Annotated in this window: 15 protein-coding genes; 4 read left to right on the top strand and 11 right to left on the bottom strand. The window is 55.2% G+C overall.

Going from position 1 to position 15,582, the window contains the following annotated elements; all coding sequences use genetic code 11:
* Nucleotides 1-75: 75 nt before the first annotated feature.
* Nucleotides 76-918: a 3-mercaptopyruvate sulfurtransferase gene (sseA, locus tag OK412_RS00445; RefSeq protein WP_010257579.1), complete on the top strand. Its 843-nt coding sequence runs from the start codon at nucleotides 76-78 to the stop codon at nucleotides 916-918.
* Between the two features lie 40 nt (nucleotides 919-958).
* On the opposite strand, the gene sseB is transcribed toward sseA, so the two are convergent.
* The 5 genes from sseB to trmJ all read right to left on the bottom strand — a co-directional run bounded on the left by sseB (nucleotide 959) and on the right by trmJ (nucleotide 5,847).
* A complete protein-coding gene (sseB, locus tag OK412_RS00440; RefSeq protein ID WP_010257582.1) occupies nucleotides 959-1,723 on the bottom strand; it encodes an enhanced serine sensitivity protein SseB in 765 nt (254 codons plus the stop codon).
* A gap of 46 nt (nucleotides 1,724-1,769) precedes the next feature.
* A complete protein-coding gene (gene pepB / locus OK412_RS00435) occupies nucleotides 1,770-3,056 on the bottom strand; it encodes an aminopeptidase PepB (protein ID WP_264352568.1) in 1,287 nt (428 codons plus the stop codon).
* A gap of 161 nt (nucleotides 3,057-3,217) precedes the next feature.
* Complete coding sequence (locus tag OK412_RS00430) at nucleotides 3,218-4,378, bottom strand: IscS subfamily cysteine desulfurase (protein WP_010671315.1); 1,161 nt, start codon at nucleotides 4,376-4,378, stop codon at nucleotides 3,218-3,220.
* 88 nt (nucleotides 4,379-4,466) lie between these two features.
* Nucleotides 4,467-4,964, bottom strand: coding sequence for a Fe-S cluster assembly transcriptional regulator IscR (gene iscR / locus OK412_RS00425; RefSeq protein ID WP_010257591.1), 498 nt, complete (start codon nucleotides 4,962-4,964; stop codon nucleotides 4,467-4,469).
* A 130-nt stretch (nucleotides 4,965-5,094) separates the two neighbouring features.
* Nucleotides 5,095-5,847, bottom strand: a complete 753-nt coding sequence (trmJ, locus tag OK412_RS00420) for a tRNA (cytosine(32)/uridine(32)-2'-O)-methyltransferase TrmJ (RefSeq protein ID WP_039389621.1) — start codon at nucleotides 5,845-5,847, stop codon at nucleotides 5,095-5,097.
* Between the two features lie 132 nt (nucleotides 5,848-5,979).
* Here trmJ and suhB point away from each other — a divergent pair, with 132 nt between their 5' ends.
* On the top strand, nucleotides 5,980-6,783 hold the full coding sequence (suhB, locus tag OK412_RS00415; protein ID WP_115387264.1) for an inositol-1-monophosphatase: 804 nt from the start codon (nucleotides 5,980-5,982) through the stop codon (nucleotides 6,781-6,783).
* Between the two features lie 63 nt (nucleotides 6,784-6,846).
* On the opposite strand, the gene OK412_RS00410 is transcribed toward suhB, so the two are convergent.
* The 3 genes from OK412_RS00410 to OK412_RS00400 form a co-directional block, all read right to left on the bottom strand.
* The gene (locus OK412_RS00410) at nucleotides 6,847-7,860 is read right to left on the bottom strand and encodes a TIGR04086 family membrane protein (protein ID WP_010257601.1); all 1,014 of its coding nucleotides are present in this window, start codon (nucleotides 7,858-7,860) and stop codon (nucleotides 6,847-6,849) included.
* Between the two features lie 204 nt (nucleotides 7,861-8,064).
* Nucleotides 8,065-9,045, bottom strand: a complete 981-nt coding sequence (locus OK412_RS00405) for a nickel/cobalt transporter (RefSeq protein ID WP_264352567.1) — start codon at nucleotides 9,043-9,045, stop codon at nucleotides 8,065-8,067.
* Entirely contained in the window at nucleotides 9,036-9,662 is a 627-nt protein-coding gene (locus OK412_RS00400; RefSeq protein ID WP_010257608.1) for a DUF1007 family protein, read from the bottom strand. Before OK412_RS00400 ends, OK412_RS00405 begins: the two co-directional genes overlap by 10 nt.
* A 155-nt stretch (nucleotides 9,663-9,817) precedes the next feature.
* On the opposite strand from OK412_RS00400, the gene csiE reads away from it, so the two are divergent.
* A complete protein-coding gene (gene csiE / locus OK412_RS00395) occupies nucleotides 9,818-11,086 on the top strand; it encodes a stationary phase inducible protein CsiE (RefSeq protein ID WP_264352566.1) in 1,269 nt (422 codons plus the stop codon).
* Here the strand turns inward: csiE and OK412_RS00390 are convergent.
* The gene (locus OK412_RS00390; RefSeq protein WP_182504411.1) at nucleotides 11,068-12,216 is read right to left on the bottom strand and encodes a 3-phenylpropionate MFS transporter; all 1,149 of its coding nucleotides are present in this window, start codon (nucleotides 12,214-12,216) and stop codon (nucleotides 11,068-11,070) included. The two genes, csiE and OK412_RS00390, sit on opposite strands and share 19 nt — an antisense overlap.
* 128 nt (nucleotides 12,217-12,344) lie before the next feature.
* A complete protein-coding gene (gene glyA, locus OK412_RS00385) occupies nucleotides 12,345-13,598 on the bottom strand; it encodes a serine hydroxymethyltransferase (RefSeq protein ID WP_010257616.1) in 1,254 nt (417 codons plus the stop codon).
* 327 nt (nucleotides 13,599-13,925) lie between these two features.
* On the opposite strand from glyA, the gene hmpA reads away from it, so the two are divergent.
* Nucleotides 13,926-15,110: an NO-inducible flavohemoprotein gene (gene hmpA / locus OK412_RS00380; protein WP_264352565.1), complete on the top strand. Its 1,185-nt coding sequence runs from the start codon at nucleotides 13,926-13,928 to the stop codon at nucleotides 15,108-15,110.
* Between the two features lie 66 nt (nucleotides 15,111-15,176).
* Here hmpA and glnB read toward each other — a convergent pair whose 3' ends face one another.
* Nucleotides 15,177-15,515 carry a nitrogen regulatory protein P-II gene (gene glnB, locus OK412_RS00375; protein WP_003848647.1) on the bottom strand — a complete coding sequence of 113 codons (339 nt, stop codon included), beginning with the start codon at nucleotides 15,513-15,515 and terminating at the stop codon, nucleotides 15,177-15,179.
* Nucleotides 15,516-15,582 lie beyond the last annotated feature (67 nt).

Here is a 15,582-nt window from a genome sequence, read left to right as displayed (position 1 = left end):
TTAATCAACGCTTCTCTTGAGATGGTGCGCACATTCCCTGACACTGGTATGACAGATTGCTGAGATGAGGTTGTTATGACGACGCCACTGTTTGTGTCCGCCGACTGGTTACAAGAGCACTACAACGATGAGCGGCTTCAGGTGCTGGATGCACGGTTGTTGCCACCCGGTATGGAAGCGGTTCGCGATATCCAGGCCGAATATCTGGCGGGTCATTTACCCGACGCCCCTTACTTCGATATTGAAGCGCTTTCCGATCACACCAGCCCTTACCCCCATATGCTGCCCCGCGCCGAAAGTTTTGCCGTCGCGATGCGTGAACTGGGTGTCAGCAGTGATAAGCACCTGGTGGTGTATGACGAGGGTAATCTCTTTTCTGCGCCACGCGCCTGGTGGATGCTGAAAACCTTTGGTGTGGCTCAGGTGTCGATTCTGGCCGGGGGCTTGCAGGGCTGGAAAGAAGCTGGTTTTGCGCTGGCAACCGGCGAAGTGAATCTGCCGGAAGGTGAGTTTGAGGCCCACGCAGATGAAAGCCGGGTGAAACGCCTGACGGACGTACTGCTGATCAGCCATGAAGGCGGCGCACAGATTATTGATGCGCGTCCTGCCAATCGCTTTAACGCCGAAGTGGATGAGCCGCGTCCCGGATTGCATCGCGGACACATTCCCAACAGCCTGAACGTGCCGTGGAACAGCCTGGTTGAACAGGGAAAACTCAAGCCGGAGGCGGAACTTCAGACGCTGTTTGCCGATGCGGGCGTCGATATTACCCAACCGGTGGTCGCCAGCTGTGGCTCAGGCGTGACGGCGGTGGTGGTGATTCTGGCGCTGACGGCGCTGGGCGCACGGGATGTCACGCTGTATGACGGATCCTGGGGCGAATGGGGCAGTCGCGACGACTTACCTATCGCGAAATAAAAAACAGGCGGCCCATGAGCCGCCTGTTTACTTTGTTGTCTCAGATAATCCGCTCACTGCCCTTGAAGTCCCGCAGGAAACTGCCCCAGCGACGCTCATAGAATGGCGTGATATGGGCGGTAAAGAAGTGGCTGATGCCGCGATCGTTCAGCGTCACCTCACAGATATCAACCGGCGCATCGTCCGGCAGCGTATCGGTTGCCACGCTGCCCGCCGCCTGAATGATCGTCTCAATATTGCTGTCCGCTTCAATGCCAATCAGCAGATTGGGCGCTTCGTCAGCCCGCTCACGGATACTGGCGATAAACGCGCGACGCACCTGCTTATGCTTGCTGAAGAGCTGAGTCAGTGAGTCGATCATCTGCGCAGGGGGTTCAGCCACCTCAGACAGCAATAGTGACTGTCCGCCTTCCAGCACGGTTTGCTGGCTTAGTGCACTGCCCTCTTCAGCCAGCAGATGGGTGATCTCGGCCGCAGTAAACTCTTTACCGGAAGGCAGTTTGGGATTGAGAAACAGCGTCTCGCCACGTGTAATCTCAAACAGCGTTCGTACCGGCAGACGCAGCCAGGACTGCTCACCGCTCACCGCTTCACTCATCGCCTCTTCTGACGTGAAAAAAGGAATGATGCTGCTGCCATCCTCTTTTTCCCAGTGCTGCAGATCAACGGGCGTGCTGGCATCAAGCTGTTGCGTGGTGCTTTCACCTGGCACCCACGCATCAGATTCCAGCAGCAGCTGAAAAAATTCGGGCCGATGGGCAGGCTCAGTGGCCGCCAGCTTCAGCACCTCTTCAAGACGGTTCATAGTTTTCCTTTGAACAGCGGCAGCATCAGCCACCGCTGAGATCGGCTTATTTCAGTAACAGATTGGCGAGGGTACGCACGCCAAGACCTGTTGCACCCGCCGCCCACTGGTCAACTGCGCCTTTGCGATAGGTCGCGGAGCAGTCGATGTGCAGCCAGCCCTGCTGATAGTTACTGACGAAGTGTGACAGGAACGCTGCCGCGCTACTGGCACCCGCCGCATGTGACGGGCTGGCGATGTTATTGAGATCGGCGAAGTTAGACGGCAGATGGCTGCGATGGAATTCGGCCAGCGGCAGACGCCAGAAAGGTTCGTTCTCACTCACCGCGCTGCCCATCAGCGAATGTGCCATCACATCATCAAAGGTAAACAGCGCATGGTAATCGTTGCCCAGCGCCGTCTTGGCCGCACCGGTCAGCGTCGCAGCATCGATGATCATCGTCGGGTTCTGCTCGCTGGCGTCGATTAAACCGTCGGCCAGGACCAGACGCCCTTCCGCATCGGTGTTCATCACTTCCACCGATTTACCGTTGCGATAGCGAATGATGTCGCCCAGTTTAAAGGCGTTGCTGCTGACCATGTTATCGGCACAGCAGAGGTAGAGTTTCACGCGCTTGTTAAGACCGCGCGAAATCGCCATGGCCAGCGCGCCGGTGACGGTCGCCGCGCCGCCCATGTCAGATTTCATTGAGTCCATGAAGCTGCTCTGCTTCAGGCTGTAGCCACCGGTATCAAAGGTAATGCCTTTACCGACCAGACAGGCGTAGACCGGGGCATCGTCGTCGCCGATCGGGTTGTAATCGAGTGCCAGAAATACCGGCGGACGATTTGAACCGCGTCCAACAGTGTGCAGGCCCATATACCCCTGTACCCGCAGATCGTCGCCTTTGGTGATGCGATAGCTGACGGCGCTGCCACCCACTTCACTGATCAGATCGACTGCATTGTGCGCCAGCTGTTCCGGCCCCAGATCTTCCGCGGGCAGGTTAATAACGTTGCGAACCCAGTCGATAATTTTCAGACGGCGATCAAACTCCGCCTGCTCATGTTCGCCCAGCGCCGGCCACTCAACCTGACGCTGGCCTTTCGGACCACGGAAGCCCTGCCAGAATGCCCAGCACTGCTCAAGGTGCCAGCCTTCGCCGGTCAGCGCCACATGGCGGATCCCCTGGCTGTCGATTTTGTGAGCCGCACGCTGAATGATATTCAGCGCATCCGCGCCGGTCAGATGCAGTGTCATGCCGCTGTCGTTGCTGCTGAGAATCGCTTTTTCGCCCCAGCGCGCATCGGCGGGCTGGCTGCTAAGCGTAATATTCATGGGTTGTGTGGTCATCGAAAAGCTCCATAATCGTTATCTGTTTCATCCAGCCTGATTGTTATAACGGCTTTAATAAGATGTTAAATATAATTCGCAGAGAGACCTGATAACAGATTCCGTCAGGTGTTGCCAGCGAAGTGCAAATATAGGCGCAATTTCCGGACTATGACCGGATATCAGGATTTCATTAAGGCCCGCAGACGGGTCACTGATTTCTGCACCAGGGCAATGGCGTAGTCGATCTCTTCCTCGGTAGTGAAGCGTCCCAGCGAGAAGCGCAGCGAACTGTGCGCCAGCTCTTCACTCAGGCCCAGCGCCCGCAATACATAGGAAGGCTCCAGGCTGGCGGAGGTGCAGGCCGAGCCGGAAGAGAGCGCCAGATCTTTCAGCGCCATGATCAGTGATTCACCCTCAACGTCAGCAAAACTGAGGTTAAGAATGTTCGGTGCGCTCTGCTGCAGATCGCCATTGAGGGTGACGTCGGGCAGTGTGCTGATGCCCTGCCACAGGCGATTGCGCAGAGTCTGCAGTCGCGCCATCTCGGTTTCGCGCTCTTCTGCTGCGATACGATACGCCTCGCCCATGCCGACAATCTGATGCACCGGCAATGTCCCGGATCGCATACCGCGTTCATGTCCGCCGCCGTGGATCTGCGCAGCAATCTGCACACGCGGTTTACGCCGTACATAGAGTGCGCCGATGCCTTTCGGGCCATAGAGTTTGTGGGCAGAAAAGGACATCAAATCAACCGGTAACTGGCTGAGATCGATAGGCAGCTTGCCGACGCTCTGGGTCGCATCCACATGAAACAGAATCTCACGTTCGCGGCAGAGTTCGCCAAAGGCGGCGATATCCTGAATCACCCCGGTTTCATTATTAACGTGCATCAGGGTGACTAAAATCGTGTCGTCGCGCAGCGCCGCACGCAACTGGTCAGGCGAGATAATGCCGTTAGCCGCCGGGGTGAGATAAGTGACAGCAAAGCCTTCACGCTCAAGCTGCTGGCAGCTATCAAGCACCGCTTTATGTTCTGTCTGGCTGGTGATGATATGTTTGCCGCGCGCCTGATGGGCGTGAGCTGCACCTTTAATCGCGAGGTTATCGGATTCAGTGGCGCCAGAGGTAAAGATGATTTCACGCGGATCGGCATTGACCAGTTCGGCGATCTGATTACGCGCAACATCAACCGCTTCTTCAGACTGCCAGCCAAAACGGTGCGATCGCGAGGCCGGATTACCGAACGTGCCATCCAGCGTCAGAAACTGCATCATTTTGCTGGCCACACGCGGATCGGCCGGCGTGGTGGCGGCGTAATCCAGGTAAATCGGTAATTTCATTGCGCTACAGCTCCGTATAAAAAATCATACGTCTTTATAGCAGATTCGGCCCTGACCGCGTTAGCAGTAAGGGCCGCAACAGCGGGGATTACGAGGCGCGTTGGTTGACGTTAATTTCCTGCGTGCGCGGGCTCTGGAAGCGACGATTATCAATCGCATTCTGACGATCGGCTACATCCAGGATCTCCTGATTATTCACCAGCTCAGCCAGTGTAATATTGTTCAGGAAGTCACTGATACGCACGCTCAGATCGCGCCACAGCACGTGAGTCAGGCAACGCTCGCCGCCCTGGCAGCCTTCTTTACCCTGACATTTGGTGGCATCAACAGACTCATCAACGGCGGTGATCACTTCACCGACAGAGATGGTATTAGACGCTTTACCCAACAGATAACCGCCGCCCGGACCACGTACGCTGGACACCAGCTCATTTTTACGCAATCGGGAGAATAACTGCTCCAGATAGGAGAGCGAAATGCCCTGACGCTCTGAAATATCAGCCAGCGGGACCGGACCTTCATGGGAGTGAAGGGCAACGTCCAGCATTGCAGTAACGGCATAACGTCCTTTGGATGTCAGTCTCATAGCGTACGACCTCAATAGCGTCCGGTTATCGGAGGATTAGCAACAGATGCTCTGAAGTCTGCCATTCCCGAGTAAATTGGTCAACTATTTAACCTGGTAAATTAGTCAGGTATTTAACCTGGTAATTCACTCAACTATTATCTGCTTCTTTTTTATCGTTTTTTCGCTTTTCAAACGACGAAAGCATGCCGCGCAGGATGTTCAGTTCATCGCGTTCCGGGCGGGCACGGGTGTAAAGTCGACGCAGTTTGCTCATCACCTGGCCAGGACTGGCTTCACGGATAAAGCCGCTGTTCAGCATCATCTGTTCCATATGCTGATAGAAGCGCTCCAGGTCATCCACCAGCGGATAAGGTGACTCTTCATACTGCGGCGGCGGGCTGGCCTGCTCCTGCGCCTGTAACCATGCCATGCGCACTTCATAGGCGATAATCTGTACGGCCATCGCCAGGTTCAGCGAGCTGTATTCCGGGTTTGCCTGAATCGCGACGTGATAGTGGCACTTCTGCAACTCGTCATTGGTCAGGCCGACACGTTCACGACCAAATACCAGCGCAACCGGTGCCTGCTGGCCCTCTTCCACGCTTTTCACGCCGCATTCGCGCGCATCCAGCATCGGCCAGGGCAGCGAGCGGGAGCGTGCACTGGTGCCGACCACCAGACTGCATCCGGCAATCGCCTCATCCAGCGAGTCGACAATTTTGGCGTCGCCGATAACGTCGCTGGCACCGGCCGCGAGTGAGATAGCCTGTGAGTCAGGCTTGACCAGCGGATTAACCAGATAGAGGTTGGTTAAGCCCATGGTTTTCATGGCGCGCGCAACGGAGCCCATGTTACCGGTGTGAGAAGTCTCGACCAGCACGATACGAATATTTTGCAACATGATTAGGGATACTCAGAAACGGGTCAGTAAAATCAGTAGAGAGAATATTAACATAAAGCAGGACATTTACCGAACACGCTGCTATACTCCGCGCCGTTTTCCCCGTTCTTTAACATCCAGCGAGAGATACCGATGCATCCAATGCTCAACATTGCCGTGCGCGCAGCGCGCAAGGCCGGAAATTTAATTGCCAAATATTATGAAACCCCGGACGCCGTCGAAGCCAGCCAGAAAGGCAGCAACGATTTCGTAACTAATGTTGACCGCGAAGCAGAACGCCTGATTATCGAAATTATTCGTAAATCTTACCCGAAACATACCATCATCAGCGAAGAAAGCGGTGAACTGGCGGGCGAAGATCAGGATGTTCAATGGGTTATCGATCCGCTGGATGGCACCTCAAACTTCATCAAACGTTTACCCCACTTTGCTGTTTCTATCGCTGTGCGCATTAAAGGCCGCACCGAAGTCGCCGTCGTTTACGATCCAATGCGCAATGAACTCTTCACCTCTTCACGCGGTCAGGGCGCTCAGCTGAATGGCTATCGTCTGCGTGGCAGCACGGCCCGCGATCTGGATGGCACCGTTCTGGCGACCGGCTTCCCGTTCAAAATGAAGCAGCACGCGCCGGCTTACATGAATATCATGACCAAACTCTTTACCCAGTGTGCTGACTTCCGCCGCACCGGTTCTGCTGCGCTGGATCTGGCCTATGTGGCTGCCGGTCGCGTAGATGGCTATTTTGAGATTGGCCTGAAGCCGTGGGATTTTGCGGCGGGTGAACTGCTGGTCCGTGAAGCGGGCGGTCTGGTGACTGATTTCACTGGCAACCACGGCTATCTGCTGTCAGGTAACCTGGTCGCGGGTAACCCACGTGTGGTGAAATCGATGCTGTCGAACATGCGCGATGAGCTGAGCGAAGCCTTAAAACGCTAAGTTTCAGTACAGAAAAAGGCGGCTTCTCAGCCGCCTTTTTTATTGCCTGTTACTCAGTGATGATTAACGACGTTCGTGTGACAGCACCTGACGAGGCTGAGTACGACGACCTACCATACCCATCACGCCTGCCAGCACCGCTTCGATGATCAGCAGAATCAGGGCATACCAGCTCGCTTTCGCAGTCGCGGCAGCGGCTTTTTCACCGGCTTCACGCGCTTTCTGTTCAGCCTGCTGTTTCAGTTCCTGATACTTCTGAACCGCCTGCTGATAGCTCTGCTCGGTTTTGGCCACGATCTGATCCACTTCCTGATCGCTTTTGCCGGTGCGCGCTTTGATAATATTTTTCAGCGCATCACGATCGGCTGCCTGCAGGGTATCGGAATGACGATCCATCACCCCTTTTAACCAGTTAGCCAGGTCAGTATCCGCTGTCTGTGGATGGTTTGCGGTGTTGTTAGCCTGGTTTTCAGCATTCTGCGCTTCTTTATTTGCATCCTGCTTTAAGTTCTCTGGCTGTAATTCCGGTTTCCCGGTCTGGCGTAAAGTCGTTTCCAGTTCGTTCTGCAGGTTATCTAAATTAATATTACTCTCCTGCAGTTTGTCTTTTGCCATTTGGGTAACGGATGGCGCAGCGGCGGAAATACCACTACCCAGCGCCTGGAAGCCTGAGCCCACAATATTCATCGCGCCGCCTAATACACTGGTCGCCAGCGCAATAGCCAGGTAAATAGTGAAAATTGTGCTAAGGCCAAACATCAGTAAACCGTGCAGTGCGCCTTCGCGCTGAGCCAGTCGGCCTGCAACATAACTACCTGCAGCCATCGCGACCAGCATTTCAATGGCAGTCCAGACCAGCGCACCTGTGCCCAGGCCGTCGAGTGGATTCTGTTCTTTCATCGGATCAATGGTTGTTGCACCAATGGCGGTTCCCAGCAGCGTCAGAATAATGTGAACGATCAACGCACAAATGACACCGGCAAAGACGGCGCTCCAGGAAATACGTTTTAACGGCAATCCAGCCGGCCCGGTCGCCAGCGTTTCGGTGTAGCCATTATTAATACGGGTATCAGCCATGAAATATACTCCTCGCAATAAACAGAAAGCGGTCTTGATCTTTTATCATCCCGACGGCGGAATGCCGTTTTGGTATTATCAGCGTAGACAGGGAATAGTCATTTCACCACTAAACCAGCCAGAGAAAAAAATAAAGAGATGAATTCAGAGATAATTAACGAAGAGAAGAGCGCAGCGGCAATTTTATTTCCGCTGCGCTTTTATTCAGAAAGGTCGAATTCCGCCACCCAGCGTCATCTGCGCTGACTGCCATAGCGCGATACCCGCTACGATTAAAATCAGACTGCCGGTTAAGGCCAGCGCGGGGATCAGCAGTCGCGTCATGCCTGCGGTAACGCCAGGCTGTGCCAGCCGTTGCGCCACCGTGCGCGCCTGCTGAACCAGCAGGCCAATCGCCGAAATGGTCAGTGCCGTGCCCAGCGCCATCACCGCAGCAGAGATAACCCCCCAGCCATAGACACCAATCACTTTGGCAAACAGCAGCATCATAATCGCGCCGGAACAGGGACGTAATCCCATCGACACCACCACCAGCAGCTGGGTTTTCACGCTGAGATTGCCGCTCATCTGCTGCGGTGTCGGAAGATGCGCGTGTCCGCATCCGCACTGATCGTCATGCTGATGGTGAGGTTTGAAGGCGCGAAATACCGGGGCCGGACGCGGACGCAATGTCCGCCACAGCGAACGCAGCGCCCGATAACCGATCATCACACCCAGCCCGATCACCAGCAGATAACTGCCCTTCTCCAGCCAGAAACTGCTGAGATGCAGCTGTCGCGATGACGTTTTCAGCAGCACCAGCATCACCGTCACCAGGGCAATCGCCACCGAACCCTGCAGCAGTGAGGCGAGCAGCGTCAGCCTGATACTGGTTTTCACTCTGGTGGGATGGGTTGCCAGAAAGGTCGCGATCACCACTTTGCCATGGCCCGGCCCCAGCGCGTGCAGTACGCCATACAGCAGGCTGAATATCACCAGCGAAATGCCTGCCTGGTGGGGCTGCTCCGCAACCTGCTGTAGCAGCTGAGTCATCTGCCGATGCAGATCTTTCTGCCACAATACGCTCTGCATCAGAATCTGCGGCCAGCAGAGCCAGACCAGCAATGCGCTGCTCAGCAGCACGCCCGCCATCAGCCACAGCGGCCAGAGGCGGGAAGCCCGTAATGGTGTGGAGATTACTGACATGTCAGTATCACCGTCTGGGCAAACTGGCGGCCTAAATCCATCTCCTCTGCAGGCGCGTCGGCTTTATCCAGCGACAGCGCATACTGCTTCAGTGAATCATTGGGCTTTGGCGTGTTCAGCGCGAACTTGCAGCGCGCCTGCAGCGCCGTCGGCAGCGTTAACGCACCGGGATTGTCATAGAACATATCGACGAAATAGGTGGGATCAAAAGTCAGGATCTCAAAGCGCTGCCCGGTCAGCTTCGGGGGTTCCGCCAGCGGCAGAATAAATTCCAGCACCGCTTTATGGCCGTTACGTGACAGGTTGTATTCGGTTGGCAGATTCAAAAACTTTACCCGCTGTTGGTTGTGCCAGATTTCAGAAAAGTAGTGCTGGCCCAGCACGTTCGCCATCACGCCTGCCGCCAGCTTCTTCCACACCACGCTGCCTGGTTTCGCCTCGCCCGCGTCATAAAGCAGATCGGCGGAGGTAATCTCATCCATGGTCCAGGTCATCTTTAATCCGGTAAAGGTGTCATCCTGCGCCACCAGTTCGGTTTTCATATCGATGAAGCTGTGAGGATGTGCCATTACAGCCGGACTTAATACCATCAAGAGGGCAAAGAGTGTGCGTTTCATAATGTTATAAAGTAACGTTCCCGATGAAAAGAATCTATAAGTAACAAAATTTTGTGACCCGCCTTAAACCTCCGGCAAATAAACCGCGTAAACCGCGCAGGCGCTGACGGGGTTGACTATTCTTAGCTCAAAATAGCCTGCTGGAAACCTGATTGATGAGTTCTGCTACCCCTTTGGCACCACTCTTCACCCGCTCACAGCGTCAGTGCCATCTTTTATTGCTGCTGTTTCTGCCGACACCCGTGCTTACGCTTGAAAAAGTCTGCCAGCTGAATGGCGTCGATCCTGCCGTTGCCCGACAGGATATCGCGGATGTGGGCCTTGAGATACAGCGATATCACCAGCTGGAATTGCATCAGATGGTGGATGGCAGCTTTCGTCTTCATGGCACAGAGTTGGATCGGCGCCTCTGTCTGCTGCACAACCTGCGACGCAGTTTGCGTTTATCGCAGGATTTCGTCTGCGATCATTTTGCAGCCCCCCTGCGTCAGCGCCTGAAGGTGATGAAGATTGAGAAGGCGCTGTGGGATGAGACCAATTTACAGGCGCTGGTCCAGCACTGTAGCCTGCGTCTGAAGCGCGATTTCAGCGAACGCGACCGGCTTTTTCTGCAGATTTTCATGAAGTATGGATTGTGCCAGCGCCAGCCGGTGCTGTTCAGTGAAGCGCAGTGTCACTGGCTGCAGCAGAAGGCTGAGCGGCAGGCCGCCGAGGATGTGATTCACCACTGGCGCAAACGTTGCCACCTTGCGCCGCCCGTCAGTGAAACCGACTTCTGGACATTGCTGTTCAGCCAGATACATACGCCTGTCGTGGATGCGATTGCACATCCTGCTGAGCAGCAGTTAATGGCTGCGACCCAGCAGTTAATTAATGACTTTGAACGGTGTGCCGACATCACTTTTGCTGATCGCGACGAGCTGCTTAACCAGCTCTATCCTCATCTGGCACAGGCGCTGGATCGCACCCACTTCACTATCGGCATCGACAACAGCGTGGCGCTGGATGTCAGCCGCCTCTATCCCCGCCTGTTGCGTACCACTCAGCAGGCGCTGCAGGCGTTTGAGCAGCAATACGGGATTGCGTTCAGCCCGGAAGAGGTGAGCTTAATTACCGTTATTTTTGGTGCCTGGCTGATGCAGGAGAATGCGTTGCAGGAGAAGCAGGTGCTGATTCTGACGGATGACGATACCGATCTGGAGCAGGATGTGGAGCAGCAGATCCGGGAGATCACGCTGCTGCCGATCAATATTACCTATCAGGACGTGAAACAGTTTCAGCGGGATGGCGCACCGCGGGATGTGGACATCATCATTTCGCCCTACCCCACCTCGCTGCCACTCTTCTCTCCGCCGCTGGTGCATGCGGAACTGCCGCTGACGCTACACCATCAGCAGCGGATTCGTTATTTACTAGAGTCGTAGCCGGGACGCAGAAACAGCGCGGGCAGCGCCACCAGTGCCATCACCCAGAACAGATGCCCCTGCAGATGAGCGAACAGCACGCCGCAGATCATGGTCATTATCGCAATGCCACCCCCCATCGCCAGCGCGGAATAGAGCGACTGCAGACGGATCACTTCCGCTCCCTGACGCGCCGCAATAAAACGCATCGCCGCCAGATGACAGACGGTGAAGCTGCCACAGTGAAGAATTTGCGCCACAATCAGCAGCGGCAGCGCGGTAGTGGCACCCATCAGACTCCAGCGGATCAACGCACAAATGCCCGAAAGCAGCAGGAGATCGCGCGCGCTCCAGCGGCGGAACAACCGGTTGCTCAAAGCAAACACGACGATCTCGGCCACCACGCCCAGCGACCAGAGATAACCCACCGTGGAGGCGGAGTAGCCACTCTCCTGCCACCAGATAGCACTGAAGCCGTAATAGGCGGCGTGCGCACCCTGCAGCAGCGTTACGCAGAGCATAAATCGCCATACCGCATTCTCACGCAGCAATTCACGCCACACCTGCCAGCCGCCGCCCGCCGCGCCCTGCCGTTCATTACCCTGAGGCTGGGTGGCGGGTGACAGCATCATGCCTGCCAGCATAGAGATGACGCCGACGGAAAGCAGCAGCAGAATGGCGTTTGAAGAGTAAGCACTAACCAGCACGCCGGTTAATGCCGAGCTGATCACAAAGGCCAGCGAACCCCACAGCCTGACCGGCCCATACGCCAGTCCTATCTGCTGTGTCCAGGTGGCGGCCAGCGCATCGCTGAGCGGGACCAGCGGCGAGAAAAAGAGGTTAAAGCCGATCATGACCGTCAGCAGCCACATCCACTGCTCACCCACCCAGAAACCGGCAGCGAACAGGCAGGTCATCAGCGCCAGCAGACGCAGCGCTGTAATCAGTCGGGCGGGATTTTTGACCTGAGAGGCGATAAGCAGACTGCCGACAAAGCGTGCCACCATGCCACAGCCGAGCAGCAGGCCAATCTTTTCAGCATCGAGACCGGTGCCTTTCAGCCACACGCCCCAGAATGGCAGATAGATGCCGTAACAGAAGAAGTAAGTGAAGTAGCCCAATCCGAGCCATCTGGCGGAGCCGATTGCCATATTCCCTCCAGCAAGAGTGCTGCCTGGCAGCATGAGTGGGCGCTACTCTGGCAGAGCGCCGCAGGACAGGCAATAAAAAAGGATGGCAGATGCCATCCTTTGTATGCTGTCTCACAACAGGTTAACGATTAAGCGTAGACCGGCAGACGGCTGCAGATTTCCAGCACTTTCTTTTTGGTGCGCTCAATGGTCGCTTCGTCATTGACGTTATCCAGCACATCCGCGATCCAGCCAGCCAGCTCACGCACGTCCGCTTCATTGAAGCCACGACGGGTAACAGCTGGTGTGCCGATACGGATACCGGAAGTCACAAACGGGCTTTTCGGATCGTTAGGCACGCTGTTTTTGTTAACCGTGATGTTGGCACGGCCCAATGCCGCATCCGCTTCTTTACCAGTCAGGTTTTTGCTCACCAGATCGATCAGGAACAGATGGTTATACGTGCCGCCAGAAACGATGTCATAGCCACGCTCAATCAGCACCTCAACCATCGCTTTGGCATTTTTTGCCACCTGCTGCTGGTAGGTTTTGAATTCCGGCTCCATCGCCTCTTTGAACGCAACCGCTTTACCAGCGATAACGTGCATCAGAGGACCGCCCTGACCGCCGGGGAAGACAGCAGAGTTCAGTTTCTTATAGAAATCTTCGTCGCCGTTTTTCGCCAGAATGATACCACCGCGCGGACCCGCCAGCGTTTTGTGAGTGGTAGAGGTCACGATGTGCGCATGCGGGATCGGACTCGGGTAAACGTCTGCAGCAATCAGGCCGGCAACGTGTGCCATGTCCACAAACAGCCATGCACCTACGCTATCCGCGATTTCGCGCATTTTCGCCCAGTCGCAAACGCCGGAGTAAGCTGAGAATCCGCCAACGATCATTTTTGGCTTGTGGGTTTTCGCCAGTTCAGCCAGTTCGTCGTAGTCAATTTTACCGGTCTCATCGATACCGTAAGCCACAACGTTATAGAGTTTGCCCGACAGGTTAACCGGTGAGCCGTGAGTCAGGTGCCCACCGTGCGCCAGGTTCATCCCCAGAATAGTATCGCCCGGCTGCAGCAGCGCGGTGTAAACCGCAAAGTTAGCCTGTGAACCTGAGTGTGGCTGTACGTTAGCGTAATCGGCACCAAACAGTTCTTTTGCGCGATCGATCGCCAGTTGCTCAACGATATCAACATACTCACAGCCGCCGTAGTAGCGTTTGCCCGGATAGCCTTCAGCGTATTTATTGGTGAGCTGAGAACCTTGTGCCTGCATAACACGCGGGCTGGTGTAGTTTTCAGAAGCAATCAGTTCAATGTGCTCTTCCTGACGCACTGTCTCCTGCTCCATCGCCTGCCACAACTCGGCATCGTAATCGGCAATGTTCATATCACGCTTTAACATCCGGATCTCCTGACTCAGCTAACTTTCTGACGGTATTTACCCCCCTTCAGGGGCGAAGGCCCACAGTGTAAACCGTTTTAACAGGTGAAGGTAGGGTGAACCTCCTCTTTTTACGCAAACGATTGGCTGGCTACTGGCAGGGCTTTTTTACACCTTTTCACCCTGTTCAGACGCCACGATTTTTCTTCAGGATGTGACGGCGGTTTCTCAGGATGCACCAGAAAGTTGCCACTTTGACAACCGGGAAATTTATCGGGTTATTTACACCACAGGCGAGACAGCTATAAGATGCATTTAAAATACATCTTTAAATGAGAGGCCGTTTTTATGCTTGATGCACACACTATCGCCACGGTTAAATCGACCCTGCCTGCCATCGCCGCCTGTGGTCCTGCGCTTACCGCACACTTCTATGACCGCATGCTGTCGCACCATCCTGAACTCAAAAATGTTTTCAATATGAACAACCAGCGCAATGGCGATCAGCGTGAAGCGCTGTTCAACGCCATTTGCGCCTATGGCGCGAATCTGGAGAACCTGGCCGTGCTGCTGCCTGCGGTGGAAAAGATTGCACAGAAACATACCAGCCTGAATATTCAGCCTGCGCAATACGCCATCGTCGGTGAAAATCTGCTGGCAACCATTAAAGAGCTGCTGAATCCGGGTGAAGAGGCGCTGGCAGCCTGGGGCCGGGCCTATGGCGTACTGGCAGATGTGTTCATTAATCGCGAAGAGGAGATTTATCAGGCGACGGAGCAGCAAACCGGTGGCTGGCGCGGCACTCGTGCGTTTCGCATCAGTGCTGTTGAGCAGCAGAGCGAGGTGATTAAAAGCTTTACCTTCAGTCCGGCAGATGGCGGCCCGGTAGCGGCCTTTAAACCGGGTCAGTATCTGACGGTGCATCTGCAGCCCGCCAGTTTCGAACATCACCAGATTCGCCAGTACTCGCTTACTCACCTCAGTAATGGCAAAGATTATCGGATTGCGGTGAAACGTGAAGCGCAGGGCACCGTCTCCGGCTGGCTGCATCAGAATGGCAAAGTGGGTGATGAGCTGATGCTGGCCGCACCGCATGGCGACTTCTTCCTTGAGGTCGATGCTGCAACCCCGGTGGCGCTGATATCCGCGGGCGTGGGTCAGACGCCGATGCTGGCCATGCTGCATGCACTGGCGGCCCGCCAGCACCGCGCGCCGGTCAGCTGGCTGCACGCAGCAGAGAACGGCAAACAGCATGCATTTGGCCCGGAAGTGATAGCTACGGGCGCGCAGCTCACCGATTTCGTCAGTCAGGTCTGGTATCGCGATCCCGCAGCTGAAGATGCCGGTCGCTATGACGCGCAGGGTCTGATGGATATCACCGCGATCTCCGCACGTCTCGCCTCACCCGACACCCACTTCTACCTCTGCGGTCCGCTGCCCTTTATGCAGCATGTGGTGGCGCAACTGCGCGATGCCAGCGTGGCAGATACACGCATTCATTACGAACTTTTTGGACCGCACAAAGGGATGTAATTGAGCAATAAAAAAAGCCCGCAGCGCGGGCTTCTTTATGCTGATAAAGAGCTGATAAAGATATAATCAGATCGCCTCTTCATCCTCTTCGCCAGTACGGATGCGCACCACGCGCGCCACGTCGAAGACAAAGATTTTACCGTCACCGATTTTGCCGGTCTGCGCAGTACGCATAATGGTCTCGACGCAGGTATCAACGATATCGTCGCCCACCACCATCTCGATTTTCACTTTAGGTAAAAAGTCGACCATATACTCTGCGCCGCGGTAAAGCTCGGTGTGCCCTTTCTGGCGGCCAAAACCTTTTACTTCACTCACGGTCATCCCGGTGATGCCGACTTCCGCTAAGGCTTCACGGACATCATCGAGTTTGAATGGTTTGATAATCGCATCAATCTTTTTCATGTCAGACCCTTTTTCACTCCCTCCATGGTCAGAGGGTTTATCAAGTATAAATGTTGCTGGCGCTGTC

The sequence above is a fragment of the Pantoea sp. JV6 genome (genome assembly GCF_025910055.1).
GTDB lineage: Bacteria > Pseudomonadota > Gammaproteobacteria > Enterobacterales > Enterobacteriaceae > Pantoea > Pantoea agglomerans.
Note: the sequence above shows the minus strand (reverse complement) of the source record. Positions and strands in the feature narration are given on the sequence as shown.